Origin of the sequence: Halorubrum xinjiangense (assembly GCF_049604745.1) — an archaeon.
Taxonomy (GTDB): domain Archaea; phylum Halobacteriota; class Halobacteria; order Halobacteriales; family Haloferacaceae; genus Halorubrum; species Halorubrum xinjiangense_A.
In genome coordinates this window covers 1,789,488-1,807,129 of the sequence record NZ_CP187140.1, presented here as the reverse complement: position 1 = coordinate 1,807,129, position 17,642 = coordinate 1,789,488, and the positions used below count along the sequence as shown (strand labels likewise).

The window sequence follows — 17,642 nt, the reverse complement described above, 5'->3', positions numbered from 1 at the left end:
AGCCCGTTACTGCTCGATCCCGTACACGTCGCTCGTCCAGTCGCGGGCGGGGGTGTCGTACACCGGCGCGTCGCGGTCGCGCTCGTCGAGGCGCCGCCGGTCGGCGTCGTCGAGCTCCCAGTCGGTCTCGGCGTTGGCCCGGACGTGGTCCGGGGTCGACGACCGCGGGAGCGGCACGACGCCGTTATCGATCGCCCACTTGACGACGACCTGCGCCGGGTGCTTGTCGTACTTCTCCGCCAGCTCGGCGACGACCTCGTCGCCGAACACGTCGGTCCGCGCGAGCGGGGCCGCGGCCTCGATCACGGTGTCGGACTCGCGGCAGTAGTCGACGAGGTCCGGGCGCTGGAACCACGGGTGGAACTCGATCTGGTTGACCGCGATGGGGACGTCGGAAATGTGGTGCGCGCAGCTCAGCTGATACGCGCTGAAGTTGGAGACGCCGACGTCACGGACGAGCCCCCGCTCGCGCAGCTCTGCCATCGCCCGGAGCGTCTCGCGCAGTGAGATGGCGGGGTTCGGCCAGTGGATGAGGTATAAGTCGAGGTAGTCGGTGCCGAGCCGGTCGAGCGACGCCTCGCACGACTCGATCACCGACTCGTAGTTGAGGTTCTTCGCGAGCACCTTCGAGGTGAGGAACACGTCGTCGCGGTCGACGTCGCTCGCCGCGAGGGCGTCCCCAACGGCCGCCTCGTTGTGGTACCCCTCCGCGGTGTCGATGTGCGCGTAGCCGGCGTCGAGCGCCGCGCGCACGCTGTCGGCCGTCTCGCCGTCGTTGAGGTCGTACGTGCCCAGTCCGAGCGCCGGCAGCTCCGCGCCGCTCGGGAGCGTCTTCGTTGGTACGGTCACACCGGAGTGGTTCGGTGGATCGCCGATTGAAACTACCGGTCGGGGAACCCGCCTCGGTCGCGGTTCCCGGCGACCGAGTGAGGTATTTAAACCGCAGATCCTGTTGCTCGACCGCTTATAAATGATAGGCGGTGGCGCGTGCCTGCGAGGCCGCCTTGCGGCCGAGCAGCACGCGCGAGGGAGTCAGTCGCCGGAGCGAAGCGGAGGCGACTGACGAGGCTGGGGAGGTGTGAGGTGCGGTTGCTGTGCGGTGCGGGGCGGGACTCAAAGGGGCAGCCGCGAGGGCGAAGCACGGCGACGCAAGCACCGCAGGGAGCGAACGAAGTGAGCGACCGAGGAGCGCAGCGAGCCGCGCGAGCCCTCGTGGCTGGGGCTTTGGAGGTGTTCGTCGCAGCTCCGTCGTCCATTTATAAATAACTGATAGCGTTCAAATCTCTCTCGGTGATTTTGCTCACTTCGTTCGCAAAATGCACCGGCCGAGATTTGAACTCGGGTTGCAACCATGGCAAGGTTGCGTGATACCACTACACTACCGGTGCGTGCTTCGCATTCGATCGTAGCCCGGGTCGAAGATATAAGGGTTCCGAACGACGGTCGGCGGAAGGGTCATCGGTGCCGCGTTCTCACCTGTGAACGATGACCGACGGGCCCGACCGCGCAGACAGACGAACCGTCCTCCGCGTGACCGCCGGCCTCGCCGGAGGCGCTTCCCTCCCCACGCTCGCCGGCTGCCTCGGTGGAAACGGCGACGACGGGACCGATGCCCCCGGTGAAGACCCGCCGCCCGACGACGGCGCCGATGTGGACTATGAGGTCGAGACCGTCGCCGAGGGGTTCGAGAACCCGTGGGGGCTCGCCTTCCTGCCCGACGACGGCCGCCTGCTCGTCACCGAGCGCCCGGGGCGGCTCTCGCTCCTCGACCCCGCGGACGGGACCGTCGAGGAGGTCGCGGGCGCGCCCGAGGTGTTCGCCGAGGGTCAGGGCGGCCTGCTTGACGTCGCGGTCCACCCCGACTACCCGGACGATGCGCGTGTGTACCTGACGTACTCGGCGGCGAACGACGCGGGCGAGGCGGCGACGCACGTCGGGGCCGGCCGGCTCTCGCTCGACGGCGGTGACGCGCCGACCCTGCGGGAGTTCGAGCCGATCCGCGTCGCCGAGCCGTTCCGCGACACGAACCTCCACTTCGGCTCGCGGGCGACGTTCGGGCCCGACGGCGCGCTGTTCGTCACGGTCGGCGACCGGCGCGACACCGACTTCGGCCCGGACCACGTCTCGCAGGACCGCTCGAACGAGCTGGGCGCGACGCTGCGGCTGACGCCCGACGGCGACGCGCACCCGGAGAACCCCTTCGTCGACGATCCGGACGCAGCCGACGCTATCTACAGCTACGGCCACCGCAATCCGCAGGCGATGGCGGTGCGACACGAGACCGACGCAATCTGGCAGTGCGAGCACGGCGAGGAGGACGGCGACGAGATCAATGTCATCGAGCGCGGGGGCAACTACGGATGGCCTGTCGCCAGCGAGGCGTGTCGCTACGGGACCGACGACCCCGTCGCGCCGGGCCACGACGAGCGCGACGACGTGATCGCGCCGGTCCACTACTGGCCCTGCGGCTCCGGGGGGTTTCCGCCGAGCGGCGCGGTCTTTTACGACGGCGACGCGTTCCCGGAGTGGCGGGGAGACCTCTTCGCGGGCACGCTCGCGGCGCGGTATCTCGGACGGTTCACGGCCGACGGCGACGGCCGCGACGCGACCGTGACCGAGCGCGACCCGCTGCTCGACGACCGGGAGTGGCGCATGCGCGCGGTCGCGGTCGAGCCCGCCACCGGCCACCTCTACGTCGCGGTCGACGACGGCGACGCGCCGGTCGCTCGGATCGTTCCGGAGTAGCCCGGTCGGGAGCTGATCGGACCGCGGTCGCCGACCGTGTGATCGACTCCCTTGATCCACGGGACCGAAACGCCCGCCAGCCCCCGTGTGAACGCGGCACAGCCGGAAATCGGGACCGCTATCCTTTTACGGTGGCGTCCGGAATCGAAGAGTACAGTCTCGCCACGATGCGTACCGAAGACGGGCTCACGATCTGTGTTCCGTCTTCGCTCGTCCGGGAAGCCGAAGACGACCGCGAGGCGACTCGCAAACTCGGCTACGTCGCCCGTGCGGCGGCGGTGTTCCGGGCGGATCGGCTCGTCGTCTTCCCCGACCGGGAAGGCGATGGCCGACGGGGCGGGGAGTACGTCCGCACCGTGCTGGGGTACGCCGCGACGCCGCCGGAGCTCCGGAAGGACCTCTGGGGGCAGCGCGACGAACTCCGGTACGTCGGCGTACTCCCCCCGCTCCGCGTGCCGTGGCGGACCGGCTCGACCCCTAGCGGGGAAGAGTCGAAAACACAGGGACTCGTGACCGAGGTCGGACCTGAAGGCCGCGTCCGGGTCAATTCCCCGCTGCGGGAACACCCGATCTCCCTGCTCGTTCCCTCCGGAATGGAGGTCGAGCAGGGGGAGCGCGTCACCATCAGGGTCTCTTCGAGAGAACCGGTCCGCGCCCGCATCGCCGGGAAGCCCGAGGAGGGGTTCCAGGTCGTGGCCGCGGACCTGTCGGAAGCGCTCGCCGGCGACGGACTGGCCGTCGCGACGTCGCGACACGGAGCGGAACTCTCCGTCTCGCGGCTCGGCGACCTCGTCTCGGACGCCCACGAGGCCGGCGGTTACACCGTCGCCTTCGGGGCGCCCGAGCGGGGGCTTCCGGAGATGCTCGGGCTTTCGCCCGACCGCATTCGGGCGGCCGTCGCCGACGGCCGCTCGGTCGAACCCGATCCGGGGTTCGACCTCTGGCTGAACACGATCCCGGCACAGGCGAGCGAGGTCGTCCGGACGGAGGAGGCTCTGTTCGCGACCCTCGGCTCGCTCACACTCACGGAGTAAACACATGCCACAACCAAGCCGACCACGAAAAGGCTCGCTGGGCTACGGCCCGCGGACCCGCGCTGACAGCGAGGTGCCGCGCATCCGTTCGTGGCCAGAAGACGACGGGGCCCCTGCGCTGCAGGGATTCGCCGGCTACAAAGCCGGGATGACCCACGTCATGATGGTCAACGACGAGGCGAACTCGCCGCGTGAAGGGATGGAAGAGGCCGTCCCCGTCACCGTCGTCGAGACGCCGCAGATGTACGCCGTCGCCGTGCGTGCCTACGAGAACACGCCGTACGGACAGAAGCCGGTCGAAGAGGTCTGGGCGACCGAGTTCCACGAGGAGCTCGACCGCGCGCTCGACCTACCGGCCGAGGAAACATTCGAGGAGGACGCCGACGAGCTGCGCGCGCTACTCGACGACGACGTCGTCGACGACGTGCGCGTCATCACGCACACGGCCCCCTCGGACCTCTCGAACGTCCCCAAGAAGAAGCCCGACGTCATGGAGACGCGCGTCGGCGGCGGCTCCTTAGAGGAGCGCGCCGACTTCGCGCTGGACCTGGTCGCCGAGGGCGGCGCCCACGAGTTCGGCGACGTCTTCCGCGCCGGTCAGTACACCGACGTCTCCGGCATCACGAAGGGGAAGGGGACGCAGGGTCCCGTCAAGCGCTGGGGCGTTCAAAAGCGGAAGGGCAAACACGCCCGCCAGGGATGGCGGCGCCGGATCGGCAACCTCGGTCCGTGGAACCCCTCCCGCGTCCGCTCCACCGTGCCCCAGCAGGGCCAGACCGGCTACCACCAGCGCACCGAGCTCAACAAGCGCCTCATCGACTTCGGCGAGGGCGACGACGCCTCCGTCGACGGCGGCTTCGTCAACTACGGCGAGGTCGACGGCGAGTACGCGCTCATCAAGGGTTCGCTGCCCGGCCCGGACCAGCGTCTGCTGCGGTTCCGCCCGGCCATCCGGCCGAACGACCAGCCGCGCCTCGACCCCGAGGTCCGGTACGTTTCCACCGAATCCAACCAGGGATAACCAATGAACGCAACAGTACACGACCTGGACGGCGACGAGGCGGGCAGCATCGATCTGCCGGCCGTCTTCGAGACCGCGTTCCGACCGGACCTCATCGGTCGCGCGGTCGGCGCCGCTCAGGCAAACCGGAAGCAGGCCTACGGGGCCGACGAGTTCGCCGGGCTGCGGACGCCCGCCGAATCGTTCGGCTCCGGCCGCGGGCTCGCGCACGTGCCACGTTCCGAGAACGTCGCCCGTCGCGTCCCGCACGCCGTGTCGGGCCGCGCCGCGCACCCGCCGAAGGCCGAGAAGGACCAGACGAAGAGCCTCAACGACAAGGAACGACAGTTCGCGATCCGGTCGGCCATCGCGGCCACGACCGACGCCGAGCTCGTCGCCGAACGCGGCCACGCGTTCGACGATGACCTCGACCTCCCGCTCGTCGTGAGCGACGAGTTCGAGGACCTCGAGAAGACCCAGGAGGCCCTGGGCGTGCTCGAAGCGGTCGGCGTCGACGCCGACATCGCACGCGCCGAGGAGGGCCGCTCCGTCCGCGCCGGACAGGGGAAGGCCCGCGGTCGGAAGTACCGCCAGCCGAAGTCCGTTCTCGTCGTCACCAGCGAGGAGCCGTCGCGCGCCGCCCGCAACCTCGCGGGCGTCGACGTCGCGACCGCTCGCGAGGTCAACGCGGAGGACCTCGCGCCCGGCGCGCACCCGGGCCGACTCACGCTGTGGACCGAAAGCGCCGTCGAGGAGGTGGCGGACCGATGAACTCGATCATCGAGCATCCGATCGTCACCGAGCAGGCGATGAACGAGATGGACTTCAACAACAAGCTGCTGTTCCTCGTCGACGTGGACGCGACCAAACCGGAGATCGAATCCGAGGTCGCCGACCGCTACGACGTGGGCGTCGTGAACGTGAACACGCAGGTGACGCCGCAGGGCGAGAAGAAGGCGATCGTCACCCTGTCCGCGGACGACGACGCGACCGAAATCGCCTCGCGCATCGGGGTGTTCTGAGATGGGACGACGAATTCAAGGACAACGGCGCGGACGCGGCGGCCCGACGTTCCGGGCCCCCTCCCACCGTTACAAGGCGGAACTGTCGCACAAGAAGCTCGAAGACGTGGACACGATCACCGGCGAGATCGTCGGGATCGAACACGACCCGGCCCGCTCGGCCCCCCTCGCGGAGGTCGAGTTCGAGGACGACGACCGTCGGCTCGTGCTCGCGCCGGAAGGCGTGCGCGTGGGCGAGACGATCCAAGTCGGCGTCTCGGCCGAGATCAAGCCGGGCAACACGCTCCCGCTGGCGGAGATCCCCGAGGGCGTCCCGGTCTGTAACGTCGAGAGCAACCGTGGGGACGGCGGGAAGTTCGCGCGCGCCTCCGGCGTGTCGGCGACGCTTCTCACCCACGACCGCGATGTCGCGGTCGTCCAGCTCCCCAGCGGCGAAGTGAAGCGACTCGACCCCCAGTGCCGCGCCACGATCGGCGTGGTCGCGGGCGGCGGCCGGACGGAGAAACCCTTCGTCAAGGCCGGCAACAAGCACCACAAGATGAAGGCGCGCGGCACCAAATACCCACGCGTGCGCGGCGTCGCGATGAACGCCGTCGACCACCCCTTCGGTGGCGGTGGTCGCCAACACCCCGGCCAGCCGAAGTCCGTCTCGCGGGACGCCCCGCCGGGACGCAAGGTCGGTGACATCGCATCCAAGCGCACCGGACGAGGTGGCAACAAATGAGTTCAGATTACCGAACCGGCCGCGAGGGCAAGGAGTTCGCCTACCGCGGTCACTCGCTCGACGAGCTGCAGGAGATGGACGTAGACGAGGTCGCGGAACTGCTCCCCGCACGCCAGCGGCGAAGCATCGTTCGCGGACTCGGCACCGAACAGCAGAAGCTGCTGGAGACGGTGCGGAGCCGCGACAAGGAGACGACGGCGGACGACCCGATCCGGACGCACCTGCGCGACATGCCGGTCCTGCCGGAGTTCGTCGGCGTCACCTTCGCCGTGTACAACGGACACAGCTTCGAGCGCGTTCAGGTCGAGCCCGAGATGATCGGACATTACCTCGGCGAGTTCCACCTCACGCGAAGCACCGTCGAACACGGTCAGGCCGGCATCGGCGCGACCCGGTCCTCGAAGTTCGTGCCCCTCAAGTAACCCATGGGAATCAACTACAGCGTCGAGGCCGACCCGGAGACCACCGCCAAGGGGATGCTCCGCGACCGGCCCATCAGCGTGAAGGACAGCAAGGAGATCTCCCGAGAGATCAAAGGCGAGACGGTCGCCGACGCGGAGGAGTTCCTCCACGAAGTGATCGACGAGGAGACTTCGGTGCCGATGCGCCAGCACAACGCCGGCGCGGGTCACCGCTCCGACATCGACGGCTGGGACGCGGGACGGTACCCCGAGAAGGCCGCCAAGGACTTCCTCAAGCTCTTGGAGAACGTCAAGAACAACGCCGACGAGCAGGGGTTCGACGGCGAGGCGATGATTATCAAACACGTCGCCCCCCACAAGGTCGGCGAGCGACCCGGCCGGAACCCCCGCGCCGCGGGCGCGACGGAGTGGAACACCACTCTCGCGGACGTCGAACTGATCATCGAGGAGCCGGAGGCTGACAACTAATGGCTGACGAACACCAATTCATCGAGGACGGCCTTCGCCGTTCCCAGATCAACGAGTTCTTCGCGGATGAGCTCGGCCGCGCCGGCTACGGCGGGATGGATGTCGCCCAGACGCCGATGGGCACGCAGATCGTCCTGAAGGCCGAAAAGCCCGGCATGGTGATCGGGAAGGGCGGGAAGAACATCCGCAAGATCACCACCGAGCTCGAGGAGCGCTTCGACATGGACGACCCGCAGATCGACGTTCAGGAGGTCGACGAGCCCGACCTGAACGCCCAGATCGTCGCGGACCGTCTCGCGAACGCCCTCGAACGCGGCTGGTACTTCCGGAAGGCCGGTCACACGACGATCGACCGGATCATGGACGCGGGCGCGCTGGGCGCCGAGATCGTCCTGTCCGGGAAGGTCACCGGCGCGCGTTCGCGCGTCGAGAAGTTCAACCGCGGCTACATCAAGCACAACGGCGAGCCCGCCGAGGAGGTCGTCGACCACGGCCAGGGCGTCGCCGTCATGAAGCTCGGGACGATCGGCGTCAACGTGAAGATCATCCCGCCGGGCGCGACGCTCCCGGACGACTTCGAGGTCCGCGAGGACGCCGAGGTCCCGGAAGTCGAGCAGGCGGCGGTCGACGCCGACGAGGGCGCCGAGTCGCTCCTCGAAGAAGAGCCCGAGGAGGTGCCCGACGTGGGCGACGACGAGGACGTCGACGTCCCCGACGAGGACCCTGCGGAGGTCATCGACGAGCAGGTCGTCGAGGAAGTCGTCGAGGAGACGCAGGAGACGGGCGCCGAGGCGACCGACGTCGCCGCGGAGGAGCCGGTCGACGAGGACGTCGAGGCCGACGAGCTCGACGAGCTCGACGAAGAGATCGAGTCCGAGGCGGCCGACCTCGTCGCGGAGATGGAAGCGGCCGACGAGGAAGACGAGGAGGACGAGTAATATGGCGATCCTCTACACCGACGAGATCCGCGACATGACTGCGGCGGAGCGGGAGGTCGAACTCGAGGAGCTCGAGACCGAGCTGCTAAACTCGAAGGCGCAGCGGGCGGCCGGCGGCATGCCGGAGAGCCCGGGCCGCGTCAACGAGCTGAAGAAGACCATCGCGCGGATCAAGACGATCCAGGCGGAAGAAGGCGACTTCGACGACGAACAGTAAGATGATCTCCCCCGACAACATCGTTCGACACGAGCTCGTCGGCCTCCCGGTTCGGGTGGTCGACGCCGCCAGCGACGCCCACGTGGGCATCGCCGGTCGCGTGCTCGACGAGACGTTCGGCACCCTCGTGGTGCGAACGGGGTCGGGGGACAAACGCGTGCCCAAATCGGGCGCGACGTTCGAGTTCGGCGTCGTCGAGACGCCGACCGCTCGCACAGATGAAGCCGCCGGCGACGGAGCGTCGCCGGGGTCCGCGTCCCAACTCGGGTCGGATACTACGGGGGTCCGCCCCCGTCAGTCTGGCCCGTCCGGGTCCGAAAGCGTCGTCACCGGTGACGGCGCGGGTCCGGCGAGCCGACGAGGCGAGTGCAAAGACGCGGTCTACGCGACGGTGGATGGCGATCGGTTGCGGCATCGGCCCGCCGAACGCACCGAACGAGGTGCCACACAATGGCGATAGGAATCGACGTACCCACGCCTCCGGAGCCAGACAACCCGGAGGATTACGACTACGAGAAGTGCCCGTTCTACGGGCAGCTCTCCGTCCGCGGCCAGACCCGCGAGGGGACGGTCGTGTCGACGGATATGGCAAAGACCGTCATCGTCGAGCGAGAGTACGACGTGTTTGTACCGAAATACGACCGGTACATGAAGCGTCGCTCGCGCATCCCGGCTCACGTGCCGGGCGTGCTCGACTCGCTCGAAGTCGGTGACGAAGTGAAAATCGCGGAGACGCGACCGCTCTCGAAGACGAAGTCCCACGTCGTCGTCGAGAATCTCTCTGGTGATCAGTGATGGAGGCGCTCAAGGCCGACGTCACACAGGGGCTCTCGAAGGGCTCGCTCATCACGTGCGCCGACAACACCGGCGCCCGTGAGCTGAAGGTCATCTCCGTGTCGGGCTACTCCGGCACGAAGAACCGCCACCCCAAGGCGGGGATCGGCGACAAGGTGACCGTCTCGGTCACGAAAGGGACCCCGGAGATGCGGCGGCAGGTGCTGGAGGCGGTCGTCGTCCGCCAGCGCAAGCCGATCCGCCGTCCGGACGGCACGCGTGTGAAGTTCGAGGACAACGCGGCCGTGATCATCGACGACCTCGAGGAGCCGCGGGGCACGGAGATCAAAGGCCCCGTCGCCCGCGAGGTCGCCGAACGATTCGGGAGCATCGCCTCGACCGCGACGATGATCGTCTAACTATGACGAAACAGCCACGCAAACAGCGAAAACGGTCGGAGACCGCGCCGCTCCACGAGCGGCAGAATCAGGTCCGGGCCACCCTCACCGAGGATCTCCGCGAGGAGTACGGACAGCGGAACGTCCGCGTCAACGCCGGCGACACCGTCGAGGTGCTTCGCGGCGACGCGGCCGGCACGGAGGCCGAGGTCGTCTCCGTCGACCTGTCCGCCGAGCGGATCACGGTCGAGGACGTCACCGTCGAGAAGGCGGACGGGGAGGAGGTTCCCCGCCCCATCCCGGCGAGCAACGTCCGGGTGACCGAACTGGACCTGGAAGACGAGCGCCGGGAGGCGCGGCTCCAGGAGGATAACGAATGACGCGACACCAGAAGCGACTGTCAGTACCGAACTCCTGGCCGGTCGAGCGCAAGACGGACACGTTCACCGTGAAGGCGGGCGCGGGCCCGCACGGCGAGGCGGGCGTTCCGCTCGTCGTCCTGCTGCGGGACGTGCTCGGCTACGTCGACTCGACGAAGGAGGCGCGCTACGCGCTGAACAACGACTCGATCCTCGTCAACGGGGACGCCATCTCGGACGAGCAGCGTCCGATCGGGATGTTCGACATCCTGGCGTTCCCCGAGCGCGGGGAGTTCTTCCGCGTCTTCCCCGACGAGGGTGGTCGGCTCGCGCTGACCCCCGTCGACGAGGAGGCCGCGGGCAGCCGGCTCGGGAAGATCACGAACAAGACCGTCGTCCCCGGCGGGGTCGTCCAGCTGACGCTCCACGACGGGACGAACGTCCGCGTCGACGACGACGCGGACTACGACACGAACGACTCGATCGTCGTCGACAACGAGACGAAGGAGATCGTCGCCCACTTCGAGTACGAGGAGGGCGCCCTCGTCACCGCCGTCGCCGGCCAGCACGCCGGCCACATCGGCGAGATCGACGACATCGACGTGACGCTCGGCTCCGGCGACAACACCGTGACCGTCGCCAGCGACGACGGCGGCTACGAGACGGTCGAGGAGTACGTCGTCGTGATCGACGAGAACTTCACCGACGACGACGCCGACGCGGCGGGTGATTCGGATGAGTGAAGCCGAGAGCGCCGACCACGAGATGCGGGAGCCGTACCTCGAGAAGGTCGTCGTCCACATGGGCGTCGGACAGGGCGGTGAACCCCTCGCCGACGCCGAGGAGATCATCGAGGAGATCACGGGCCAGCAGTCGGTCCGGACCACCTCGAAGCGCACCATCGCCGAGTTCGGGATCCGCAAGGGCGACCCGATCGGCGTGAAGGTGACGCTGCGGGGCGAGGACGCGCACGAGTTCCTCGAGACCGCGCTGGAGCTGGTCGAGATCGGCCGGAGCCAGTTCGACGACACGGGTAACCTCAGCTTCGGGGTCGAGGACCACACCGACTTCCCGAGCCAGGAGTACGATCCCAACACCGGGATCTACGGCCTCGACGTGACGACCACGATCGTCCGTCCCGGCTACCGCGTCTCGAAACGCGACAAGGCGACGGGGACCATCCCCGCTCGCCACCGGATGACAGCCGAGGACGCGGCCGCGTTCCTCGAAACGAACTTCGACGTCGAGGTAACCGAATGAGCGAAGCGAACAACGACACGGGCGAGCACGCCGCGAAGCGCACCGACTCCCGGCACACGTGCCGGCGGTGCGACCGCGAGCAGGGACTCGTCGGCAAGTACGACATTAACCTCTGCCGGCAGTGCTTCCGCGAGGTCGCCCGAGACATGGGATTCGAGAAGTACAGCTGATCATGACGGGAAACGATCCATTCACCAACGCGCTCGCCGGCATGGACAACGCCGAGAGCGTTGGCCACCTGTCGTACACGGTAGAGCCCGCTTCGAACATCATCGGCTCCGTCCTCGAGGTCCTCTACGACCGCGGGTACGTCGACGGCTTCGAGTACGTCGACGACGGGAAAGCCGGGAAGTTCGAGGTCGAACTGAAAGGCGCGATCAACGAGTGTGGCGCCGTCAAGCCCCGCTACTCGGCGGGAGCCGATGAGTTCGAAAAGTGGGAGAAGCGATACCTCCCCGCCCGTGACTACGGGACGCTCATCGTCACGACGAGCCACGGCGTCATGAGCCACTACGAGGCCCGCGAGGAGGGCATCGGCGGCCAAGTGATCGCATACGTCTACTAACAATGAACAGAGTCGAAATCGAGATTCCGGACGACGTCTCCGCCGAGACCGATCACCTCGAACTCACCGTCGAGGGGCCCAACGGGAGCGTCACGCGACGCCTCTGGTACCCCGACGTCGACGTTTCGATCGAGGACGGCGCGGTGGTCATCACCTCCGAGAACGAGGACGCGAAGACCAACGCCACGGTCGGCACCTTCGAGAGCCACGTCGCCAACATGATCCACGGCGTCACCGAGGGCTGGGAGTACGCGATGGAAGTGTACTACGCCCACTTCCCGATGCAGGTGAACGTGGAGGGCGACGAGGTCGTCATCGAGAACTTCCTCGGAGAGAGCGCCGCGCGGCGCACCCCGATCCGCGGAGACACGGACGTACAGGTCGACGGCGAGACGGTCACGCTGACGGGCTCCGACAAGGAGGCCGTCGGGCAGACCGCCGCCGACATCGAACAGCTGACGAAGGTGACCGACAAGGACACGCGCGTCTTCCAGGACGGCGTGTACATCGTCGAGAAGCCCACCGGAGGTGCCTAACCAATGGCAGACGAACTGGAAGACATCAGCGGTGTCGGTCCCTCGAAGGCGGACGCGCTTCGCGAGGCCGGCTACGAGACGGTCGAGGACGTGAAGGCCGCCTCCCAGTCGGAGCTCTCCGAGGTCGACGGCATCGGCAACGCGCTCGCCGCGCGTATCAAGGCCGACGTCGGCGGACTGGAGGTCGACGAGGAGGCGGACGCGGAGATCGAAGACGAGACGGACGAGGAGGAAGAGGCCGACGAGGCCGACGCCGACGAGACCGTCGAGACGGAGCTTCGCCCCCGCGGCCACGCCGACAAGACGCCGGAACTGGACGACGAGACCGCTCGCGCGCTCGCACAGAAGCACCGCGAGGGGAAACCGCAGTTCAACCGGCAGGATTACCACAAGAAAAAGCGGATCCCGACGTCGTGGCGCAAGCCGCGCGGCGGGCTCTCCAAGCAGCGCCGCCGCATGAAGTCGAAGGGCCCGGTCGTCGAGGCCGGCTTCCGCTCGCCGAAGGCGTCGCGCGACCTGCACCCGAGCGGCTTCGAGGAGGTCCGTGTGCACAACACGGACGACCTCGAGGGCGTCGACGGCGACACGCAGGCGGTGCGTATCGCCTCGAAGGTCGGCGGTCGCAAGCGCGAACTGATCGAAGACGAGGCGGAGGAGCGCGGCATTCGCGTGCTGAACCCGACCTACGTCGAAGTGGAGGTCAACGATGAGTGATCTGAAGGCGCAGAAACGGCTCGCAGCGGACGAGCTCGACGTCGGCAAGCGCCGCGTCTGGCTCGACCCCGACGCACAGGAGGAGATCGAGGACGCGATCACCCGCGAGGACGTCCGCGAACTCATCGAACAGGGAACGATCCGCGCGAAAGACGAGAAGACGAACTCGCGCGGTCGCGCCCGCGAGCGCGCCGACAAGCGCTCGTACGGACACCAGTCCGGCGCCGGTACCCGCAAGGGTCGCTCCGGCGCGCGGCAGGACACGAAAGACGACTGGAAGGCGCGCATCCGCGCACAGCGGGCTCGCCTGAAGGAGCTTCGCGACGAGGAAGACGTGCTCGACGCCTCCGAGTACCGCACGCTCTACAACAAGGCGAGCGGGGGAGACTTCGAGGACGTCGCCCGTCTCGAGGCGTACATTCGGACGCAGTACGGTTACGAGGTGACGGACTAATGGCGACAGGACCACGATACAAGGTGCCGATGCGGCGCCGCCGCGAGGTCCGGACGGATTATCATCAGAGGTTGCGCCTGCTGAAATCGGGCAAGCCTCGCCTGGTCGCCCGGGTGAGCAACGCTCACGTCAGGGCGCAGCTGGTGACCCCCGGACAGGACGGCGACGAGACCCACGCGGCCGCCTCCAGCGAGGAGCTCGGCGAGTACGGCTGGGACGCCCCCACGGGCAACCTCCCCAGCGCGTACCTCACCGGCTTCCTCGCGGGCGCCCGCGCAGTCGACGCCGGCCTCGACGAGGCCGTCCTCGACATCGGGCTCAACACGGCGACGCCCGGCAACAAGACGTTCGCGGTACAGGAAGGAGCGATCGACGCGGGCCTCGAGATCCCGCACAACGACGACGTGCTGGCCGACTGGTCGCGCACGCGCGGCGAGCATATCGCCGACTACGCCGAGCAGCTCGACGAGCCGCTGTACAGCGGTTCGTTCGACGCCAGCGAGCTACCCGAGCACTTCGATTCCGTGCTCGAGACAATCCAGGAGGACCATGAGTAGACACAACGACGGCTGGGAGCCGCGGACGCGACTCGGCCGCAAGGTACAAGACGGGGAGATCTCGTCGATGGAACAGGCGCTCAACTCCGGCCTCCCGCTGAAGGAGGCGGAGATCGTCGACCAGCTCCTCCCGGGGCTCGAAGACGAGGTGCTGGACATCAACATGGTCCAGCGCATGACCGACTCCGGCCGCCGCGTGAAGTTCCGCTGCGTGGTCGCCGTGGGTAACCGCGACGGCTACCTCGGCTACGCGCAGGCCCGCGACGACCAGGTCGGCGGCGCGATCCAGAAGGCGATCGACGTCGCGAAGCTGAACATCATCTCGGTCGACCGCGGCTCCGGCTCCTGGGAGGACCAGCCCGGCGGCACCAACTCCCTGACCCGCACGGCGAAGGGGAAGGCCGGCTCTGTCACGGTCGAGATCAAGCCCGCCCCGCAGGGGCTGGGCCTCGCGGCCGCGGAGACGGTCCGCAACATCTTGGAGCTCGCCGGCGTCGAGGACGCTTGGACGAACTCCGACGGCAACACGCGCACGACGGTGAACCTCGCGAAGGCGACGTTCAACGCCTTAGAGAACGCGGCGCAGTCCCGCACTCCGCAGCACGCGCGTGAGGTCCACTACGACGAGGTGAGCGAGTGATGCAGGCGATCGTCCAGCTCCGCGGCGACGTCAACCTCGAGTACGGCGTCGAGGACACGCTCGACATGCTGAACGTCGGGCGCGTCAACCACGCGACGTTCGTCCCCGAGACGGACTCGTACCGCGGCATGATCACGAAGGTCAACGATGTCGTCGCGTTCGGGGAACCGAGCGTTGAGGCCGTCGCGCGAACGATCGCGCGGCGCGGCGAGCCCGAAGAGGGCTCGGCCGACATCGACGACGAGTGGATCGACGACAACACCGACTACGCCGACCTGGAGGCGCTGGCCGAGGCGCTCGTCGACGAGGAGACGACCCTGCGCGAGCAGGGCCTCTCGCCGACGCTGCGGCTCCACGCCCCCCGCGGCGGTCACGAGGGAATTAAACACCCCGTGATCGAGGGCGGCGAGCTCGGGAAACACACCACCGAGGAGATCGACAGTCTCCTGGAGGCAATGCGATGACGAGCAAGAAACGACGACAGCGCGGCTCTCGAACGCACGGCGGCGGCACGCACAAGAACCGGCGCGGCGCCGGGCACCGCGGCGGCCGCGGCGCGGCCGGTCGCGCGAAACACGAGTACCACAATTACGGCCCGCTCGGCAAGCACGGGTTCAAGCGTCCCGAGGACGCCCAGACGGAAGTCCTCGAAGTGAAGGTCCAGAAGCTCGACGAGGACGCGGCGCTGTACGCCGCGGACGGCCTCGCCGAGGAGGACGGCGACGCGTACGTCTTCGACGCGCGCGACGTCGTCGAGGACGGCCACGAGGCGGACGTCGTGAAGGTGCTCGGCGGCGGGCAGGTCCGGCGCGAGCTTCGCGTCACGGCCGACGCGTTCACGGCCGGCGCGGTCGAGCTCATCGAGGAGGCCGGCGGCGAGGCGACGCTCTCCGAGCGCGCCGAAGAGCCCGCTGACGAACCGGAAAACACTTCCGACGACGAGAACGACGAGGCGTAACATGAGCTGGAAGGAGGCCGCCGAACCGGTGCTCTCGCGGATGCCCGTCGTGGAGCGGCCCGCGGGACACGTCCCGTTCAAACGGAAGCTCACGTGGACGGCCGGAGTCCTGATCGTCTACTTCTTCCTGACCAACATCAACCCGTTCGGGTTGGCGGTCGGGCAGGGGTCGGACTTCTTCGGGCAGTTCCGGTCGGTGCTCGCCGGCTCGTCCGGGTCGCTGTTACAGGTCGGTATCGGACCGATCGTCACGGCGTCCATCGTCCTCCAGCTGTTGGGCGGTGCGAACCTCCTCGGGCTCGACACGGAGAACGACCCGCGTGACCAGGTCCTCTATCAGGGCCTCCAGAAGCTGCTGGTGGTCATCGTCACCGCCCTCACGGCGGCGCCGATGGTGTTCACCGGCGGGTTCCTTCCGGCCGACGACGCGGTCGCGAGCGCGCTCGGGATCGGCACGTTCGGCGTGCAGGCGCTGATCTTCGCGCAGATCTTCGTCGGCGGCATCCTCATCCTGTTCATGGACGAGATCGTGAGCAAGTGGGGGGTCGGCTCCGGCGTCGGGCTGTTCATCATCGCGTCGGTGAGCCAGCAGATCGTCGGCGGCTTCTTCAGCTTCTCCGCGCTCGGCGCGTCCGGGTTCTTCGCGAGCTGGTACGGCGTCATCGTCGGGACCGTCCCGGCATCGATGTCGCCGTTCACGGCGGAGGGGCTTCAGAACCTGCTGTTCGATCCGGGGAACATTCTGGCGCTTTTCACCACGGTGTTTATCTTCGGGATCGTCGTGTACGCGGAGTCGGTCCGCGTCGAGATCCCGCTGTCGCACGCCCGCGTGAAGGGCGCCCGCGGACGCTTCCCGGTGAAGCTCATCTACGCGTCCGTCCTGCCGATGATCCTCGTTCGCGCACTGCAGGCGAACATCCAGTTCCTCGGCCAGATCCTCTCCTCGCAGTGGGCGGGGATGCCGGCGTTCCTCGGCGAGTACAGCGAACAGGGTCAGCCCATCTCCGGGCTGTTCTACTACCTGAACCCCATCCAGAGCCGTGAGCAGTGGATGTGGTTCTTAGGCGAGATCCCGGCGTCCGTCGAACCGTGGATGATCGCGGTCCGGCTCGGCGTCGACCTCACGTTCATGATCGTCGGCGGCGCCATCTTCGCGATCTTCTGGGTCGAGACCACCGGCATGGGGCCGGAGGCGACCGCGAAACAGATCCAGAACTCCGGGATGCAGATCCCCGGGTTCCGCCGGAACCCGCAGGTCGTCGAGAAGGTCATGGAGCGGTACATCCCGCAGGTGACCGTCATCGGCGGCGCCCTCGTCGGGCTGCTCGCCGTGATGGCGAACCTGCTCGGCACCATCGGTCAGGTCTCCGGAACCGGGCTGCTGCTGGCGGTCTCTATCACGTACAAGCTGTACGAGGAGATCGCCGAAGAGCAGCTGATGGAGATGCATCCGATGATGCGCCAGATGTTCGGCAACGAGTAAGAACAGTTCCGGAACGCACCGGGCGTTCTCGGCGTTCTTACGCTGTTTTATCGCAACACCGTCGCCTGTTCAGCGTGTAGTTCCAGTCCGAACAGCGGCTATCGATCCGCGCTCGCTCACGTGGCGTTTGATAGCGCCATTACGGATGTTCCGTGATCGCTCCGAGCTGGAACAGCCGTGCGTCATCGCGCTCGGACACAGCTTCTCGAACAGACTGTCCCATTTCGGGCGAATACGCTGTTTTCGGTGTTTCTCTCTACGCCGTCCGACGTCCATCGAACCTCGGCGGTGCGGTCTGCGATCGAGAGGAAAGCCGTAGTCAAGCGGTGCGTCCGCGGCCTCACAGGAGCCTTCGCAGTAATTAGCGGCCGTCC

The 17,642-nt window shown here is 67.7% G+C and carries 27 protein-coding genes and 1 tRNA gene; 26 read left to right on the top strand and 2 right to left on the bottom strand.

Annotation, left to right across the window (positions count from 1 at the left end; all coding sequences use genetic code 11):
- Nucleotides 1-6: 6 nt before the first annotated feature.
- Complete coding sequence (locus ACOZ35_RS10330) at nucleotides 7-849, bottom strand: aldo/keto reductase (RefSeq protein ID WP_424013508.1); 843 nt, start codon at nucleotides 847-849, stop codon at nucleotides 7-9.
- 468 nt (nucleotides 850-1,317) lie between these two features.
- Nucleotides 1,318-1,388: transfer RNA gene (locus tag ACOZ35_RS10325), tRNA-Gly, on the bottom strand.
- Between the two features lie 97 nt (nucleotides 1,389-1,485).
- Between ACOZ35_RS10325 and ACOZ35_RS10320 the strand changes: the two genes are divergently transcribed.
- From ACOZ35_RS10320 to secY, 26 genes are all read left to right on the top strand, one after another.
- Entirely contained in the window at nucleotides 1,486-2,745 is a 1,260-nt protein-coding gene (locus ACOZ35_RS10320) for a PQQ-dependent sugar dehydrogenase (protein ID WP_424013507.1), read from the top strand.
- A 167-nt stretch (nucleotides 2,746-2,912) separates the two neighbouring features.
- A complete protein-coding gene (locus ACOZ35_RS10315) occupies nucleotides 2,913-3,779 on the top strand; it encodes a putative RNA uridine N3 methyltransferase (protein WP_424016058.1) in 867 nt (288 codons plus the stop codon).
- Between the two features lie 4 nt (nucleotides 3,780-3,783).
- Complete coding sequence (locus tag ACOZ35_RS10310; protein ID WP_149797579.1) at nucleotides 3,784-4,800, top strand: 50S ribosomal protein L3; 1,017 nt, start codon at nucleotides 3,784-3,786, stop codon at nucleotides 4,798-4,800.
- A gap of 3 nt (nucleotides 4,801-4,803) precedes the next feature.
- Nucleotides 4,804-5,550 carry a 50S ribosomal protein L4 gene (gene rpl4p / locus ACOZ35_RS10305; RefSeq protein WP_424013506.1) on the top strand — a complete coding sequence of 249 codons (747 nt, stop codon included), beginning with the start codon at nucleotides 4,804-4,806 and terminating at the stop codon, nucleotides 5,548-5,550.
- Nucleotides 5,547-5,801, top strand: a complete 255-nt coding sequence (locus ACOZ35_RS10300) for a 50S ribosomal protein L23 (RefSeq protein WP_424013505.1) — start codon at nucleotides 5,547-5,549, stop codon at nucleotides 5,799-5,801. The genes rpl4p and ACOZ35_RS10300 overlap by 4 nt, the downstream gene beginning before the upstream one ends.
- A 1-nt stretch (nucleotide 5,802) precedes the next feature.
- Entirely contained in the window at nucleotides 5,803-6,525 is a 723-nt protein-coding gene (locus tag ACOZ35_RS10295) for a 50S ribosomal protein L2 (protein ID WP_049897897.1), read from the top strand.
- The gene (locus ACOZ35_RS10290) at nucleotides 6,522-6,947 is read left to right on the top strand and encodes a 30S ribosomal protein S19 (RefSeq protein ID WP_004599532.1); all 426 of its coding nucleotides are present in this window, start codon (nucleotides 6,522-6,524) and stop codon (nucleotides 6,945-6,947) included. The genes ACOZ35_RS10295 and ACOZ35_RS10290 overlap by 4 nt, the downstream gene beginning before the upstream one ends.
- Nucleotides 6,948-6,950: 3 nt before the next feature.
- On the top strand, nucleotides 6,951-7,415 hold the full coding sequence (locus tag ACOZ35_RS10285) for a 50S ribosomal protein L22 (protein WP_424013504.1): 465 nt from the start codon (nucleotides 6,951-6,953) through the stop codon (nucleotides 7,413-7,415).
- Complete coding sequence (locus ACOZ35_RS10280; RefSeq protein ID WP_424013503.1) at nucleotides 7,415-8,353, top strand: 30S ribosomal protein S3; 939 nt, start codon at nucleotides 7,415-7,417, stop codon at nucleotides 8,351-8,353. The genes ACOZ35_RS10285 and ACOZ35_RS10280 overlap by 1 nt, the downstream gene beginning before the upstream one ends.
- 1 nt (nucleotide 8,354) lies before the next feature.
- Nucleotides 8,355-8,570, top strand: coding sequence for a 50S ribosomal protein L29 (gene rpmC / locus ACOZ35_RS10275; RefSeq protein ID WP_004597441.1), 216 nt, complete (start codon nucleotides 8,355-8,357; stop codon nucleotides 8,568-8,570).
- 1 nt (nucleotide 8,571) lies between these two features.
- Nucleotides 8,572-9,030: a ribonuclease P protein component 1 gene (locus ACOZ35_RS10270; RefSeq protein ID WP_424013502.1), complete on the top strand. Its 459-nt coding sequence runs from the start codon at nucleotides 8,572-8,574 to the stop codon at nucleotides 9,028-9,030.
- A complete protein-coding gene (locus ACOZ35_RS10265; RefSeq protein ID WP_004047221.1) occupies nucleotides 9,021-9,365 on the top strand; it encodes a 30S ribosomal protein S17 in 345 nt (114 codons plus the stop codon). Before ACOZ35_RS10270 ends, ACOZ35_RS10265 begins: the two co-directional genes overlap by 10 nt.
- Nucleotides 9,365-9,763 (top strand): 50S ribosomal protein L14, encoded by a 399-nt coding sequence (locus ACOZ35_RS10260; protein ID WP_004597429.1) that lies wholly within the window; start codon nucleotides 9,365-9,367, stop codon nucleotides 9,761-9,763. Before ACOZ35_RS10265 ends, ACOZ35_RS10260 begins: the two co-directional genes overlap by 1 nt.
- 2 nt (nucleotides 9,764-9,765) lie before the next feature.
- Entirely contained in the window at nucleotides 9,766-10,122 is a 357-nt protein-coding gene (gene rplX / locus ACOZ35_RS10255) for a 50S ribosomal protein L24 (protein WP_004597427.1), read from the top strand.
- Complete coding sequence (locus ACOZ35_RS10250; RefSeq protein WP_424013501.1) at nucleotides 10,119-10,844, top strand: 30S ribosomal protein S4e; 726 nt, start codon at nucleotides 10,119-10,121, stop codon at nucleotides 10,842-10,844. The genes rplX and ACOZ35_RS10250 overlap by 4 nt, the downstream gene beginning before the upstream one ends.
- Nucleotides 10,837-11,361 carry a 50S ribosomal protein L5 gene (locus ACOZ35_RS10245; RefSeq protein WP_424013500.1) on the top strand — a complete coding sequence of 175 codons (525 nt, stop codon included), beginning with the start codon at nucleotides 10,837-10,839 and terminating at the stop codon, nucleotides 11,359-11,361. Before ACOZ35_RS10250 ends, ACOZ35_RS10245 begins: the two co-directional genes overlap by 8 nt.
- A complete protein-coding gene (locus ACOZ35_RS10240; RefSeq protein ID WP_004597423.1) occupies nucleotides 11,358-11,531 on the top strand; it encodes a 30S ribosomal protein S14 in 174 nt (57 codons plus the stop codon). The genes ACOZ35_RS10245 and ACOZ35_RS10240 overlap by 4 nt, the downstream gene beginning before the upstream one ends.
- A 2-nt stretch (nucleotides 11,532-11,533) precedes the next feature.
- Nucleotides 11,534-11,926 carry a 30S ribosomal protein S8 gene (locus ACOZ35_RS10235; RefSeq protein WP_004047215.1) on the top strand — a complete coding sequence of 131 codons (393 nt, stop codon included), beginning with the start codon at nucleotides 11,534-11,536 and terminating at the stop codon, nucleotides 11,924-11,926.
- Between the two features lie 2 nt (nucleotides 11,927-11,928).
- Nucleotides 11,929-12,462 carry a 50S ribosomal protein L6 gene (locus ACOZ35_RS10230; RefSeq protein WP_004597416.1) on the top strand — a complete coding sequence of 178 codons (534 nt, stop codon included), beginning with the start codon at nucleotides 11,929-11,931 and terminating at the stop codon, nucleotides 12,460-12,462.
- A 3-nt stretch (nucleotides 12,463-12,465) separates the two neighbouring features.
- On the top strand, nucleotides 12,466-13,176 hold the full coding sequence (locus ACOZ35_RS10225; protein WP_424013499.1) for a 50S ribosomal protein L32e: 711 nt from the start codon (nucleotides 12,466-12,468) through the stop codon (nucleotides 13,174-13,176).
- Nucleotides 13,169-13,630, top strand: a complete 462-nt coding sequence (locus ACOZ35_RS10220; protein WP_215086917.1) for a 50S ribosomal protein L19e — start codon at nucleotides 13,169-13,171, stop codon at nucleotides 13,628-13,630. Before ACOZ35_RS10225 ends, ACOZ35_RS10220 begins: the two co-directional genes overlap by 8 nt.
- Nucleotides 13,630-14,187 (top strand): 50S ribosomal protein L18, encoded by a 558-nt coding sequence (locus ACOZ35_RS10215; RefSeq protein ID WP_424013498.1) that lies wholly within the window; start codon nucleotides 13,630-13,632, stop codon nucleotides 14,185-14,187. The genes ACOZ35_RS10220 and ACOZ35_RS10215 overlap by 1 nt, the downstream gene beginning before the upstream one ends.
- Nucleotides 14,180-14,827 (top strand): 30S ribosomal protein S5, encoded by a 648-nt coding sequence (locus ACOZ35_RS10210; protein ID WP_004597408.1) that lies wholly within the window; start codon nucleotides 14,180-14,182, stop codon nucleotides 14,825-14,827. Before ACOZ35_RS10215 ends, ACOZ35_RS10210 begins: the two co-directional genes overlap by 8 nt.
- On the top strand, nucleotides 14,827-15,291 hold the full coding sequence (locus ACOZ35_RS10205; RefSeq protein ID WP_424013497.1) for a 50S ribosomal protein L30: 465 nt from the start codon (nucleotides 14,827-14,829) through the stop codon (nucleotides 15,289-15,291). The genes ACOZ35_RS10210 and ACOZ35_RS10205 overlap by 1 nt, the downstream gene beginning before the upstream one ends.
- Nucleotides 15,288-15,785, top strand: a complete 498-nt coding sequence (locus tag ACOZ35_RS10200) for an uL15m family ribosomal protein (RefSeq protein WP_121600043.1) — start codon at nucleotides 15,288-15,290, stop codon at nucleotides 15,783-15,785. The genes ACOZ35_RS10205 and ACOZ35_RS10200 overlap by 4 nt, the downstream gene beginning before the upstream one ends.
- Nucleotide 15,786: 1 nt before the next feature.
- Nucleotides 15,787-17,268: a preprotein translocase subunit SecY gene (secY, locus tag ACOZ35_RS10195; protein ID WP_424013496.1), complete on the top strand. Its 1,482-nt coding sequence runs from the start codon at nucleotides 15,787-15,789 to the stop codon at nucleotides 17,266-17,268.
- The last annotated feature ends 374 nt before the right edge of the window (nucleotides 17,269-17,642 follow it).

Excerpts from the sequence above, each read along its gene's own strand:
- ACOZ35_RS10320 (WP_424013507.1), top strand. The coding sequence starts at position 1,486 with ATGACCGACGGGCCCGACCGCGCAGACAGACGAACCGTCCTCCGCGTG.
- ACOZ35_RS10315 (WP_424016058.1), top strand. The coding sequence starts at position 2,913 with ATGCGTACCGAAGACGGGCTCACGATCTGTGTTCCGTCTTCGCTCGTC.
- ACOZ35_RS10310 (WP_149797579.1), top strand. The coding sequence starts at position 3,784 with ATGCCACAACCAAGCCGACCACGAAAAGGCTCGCTGGGCTACGGCCCG.
- rpl4p (WP_424013506.1), top strand. The coding sequence starts at position 4,804 with ATGAACGCAACAGTACACGACCTGGACGGCGACGAGGCGGGCAGCATC.
- ACOZ35_RS10300 (WP_424013505.1), top strand. The coding sequence starts at position 5,547 with ATGAACTCGATCATCGAGCATCCGATCGTCACCGAGCAGGCGATGAAC.
- ACOZ35_RS10295 (WP_049897897.1), top strand. The coding sequence starts at position 5,803 with ATGGGACGACGAATTCAAGGACAACGGCGCGGACGCGGCGGCCCGACG.
- ACOZ35_RS10290 (WP_004599532.1), top strand. The coding sequence starts at position 6,522 with ATGAGTTCAGATTACCGAACCGGCCGCGAGGGCAAGGAGTTCGCCTAC.
- ACOZ35_RS10285 (WP_424013504.1), top strand. The coding sequence starts at position 6,951 with ATGGGAATCAACTACAGCGTCGAGGCCGACCCGGAGACCACCGCCAAG.
- ACOZ35_RS10280 (WP_424013503.1), top strand. The coding sequence starts at position 7,415 with ATGGCTGACGAACACCAATTCATCGAGGACGGCCTTCGCCGTTCCCAG.
- rpmC (WP_004597441.1), top strand. The coding sequence starts at position 8,355 with ATGGCGATCCTCTACACCGACGAGATCCGCGACATGACTGCGGCGGAG.
- ACOZ35_RS10270 (WP_424013502.1), top strand. The coding sequence starts at position 8,572 with ATGATCTCCCCCGACAACATCGTTCGACACGAGCTCGTCGGCCTCCCG.
- ACOZ35_RS10265 (WP_004047221.1), top strand. The coding sequence starts at position 9,021 with ATGGCGATAGGAATCGACGTACCCACGCCTCCGGAGCCAGACAACCCG.
- ACOZ35_RS10260 (WP_004597429.1), top strand. The coding sequence starts at position 9,365 with ATGGAGGCGCTCAAGGCCGACGTCACACAGGGGCTCTCGAAGGGCTCG.
- rplX (WP_004597427.1), top strand. The coding sequence starts at position 9,766 with ATGACGAAACAGCCACGCAAACAGCGAAAACGGTCGGAGACCGCGCCG.
- ACOZ35_RS10250 (WP_424013501.1), top strand. The coding sequence starts at position 10,119 with ATGACGCGACACCAGAAGCGACTGTCAGTACCGAACTCCTGGCCGGTC.
- ACOZ35_RS10245 (WP_424013500.1), top strand. The coding sequence starts at position 10,837 with ATGAGTGAAGCCGAGAGCGCCGACCACGAGATGCGGGAGCCGTACCTC.
- ACOZ35_RS10240 (WP_004597423.1), top strand. The coding sequence starts at position 11,358 with ATGAGCGAAGCGAACAACGACACGGGCGAGCACGCCGCGAAGCGCACC.
- ACOZ35_RS10235 (WP_004047215.1), top strand. The coding sequence starts at position 11,534 with ATGACGGGAAACGATCCATTCACCAACGCGCTCGCCGGCATGGACAAC.
- ACOZ35_RS10230 (WP_004597416.1), top strand. The coding sequence starts at position 11,929 with ATGAACAGAGTCGAAATCGAGATTCCGGACGACGTCTCCGCCGAGACC.
- ACOZ35_RS10225 (WP_424013499.1), top strand. The coding sequence starts at position 12,466 with ATGGCAGACGAACTGGAAGACATCAGCGGTGTCGGTCCCTCGAAGGCG.
- ACOZ35_RS10220 (WP_215086917.1), top strand. The coding sequence starts at position 13,169 with ATGAGTGATCTGAAGGCGCAGAAACGGCTCGCAGCGGACGAGCTCGAC.
- ACOZ35_RS10215 (WP_424013498.1), top strand. The coding sequence starts at position 13,630 with ATGGCGACAGGACCACGATACAAGGTGCCGATGCGGCGCCGCCGCGAG.
- ACOZ35_RS10210 (WP_004597408.1), top strand. The coding sequence starts at position 14,180 with ATGAGTAGACACAACGACGGCTGGGAGCCGCGGACGCGACTCGGCCGC.
- ACOZ35_RS10205 (WP_424013497.1), top strand. The coding sequence starts at position 14,827 with ATGCAGGCGATCGTCCAGCTCCGCGGCGACGTCAACCTCGAGTACGGC.
- ACOZ35_RS10200 (WP_121600043.1), top strand. The coding sequence starts at position 15,288 with ATGACGAGCAAGAAACGACGACAGCGCGGCTCTCGAACGCACGGCGGC.
- secY (WP_424013496.1), top strand. The coding sequence starts at position 15,787 with ATGAGCTGGAAGGAGGCCGCCGAACCGGTGCTCTCGCGGATGCCCGTC.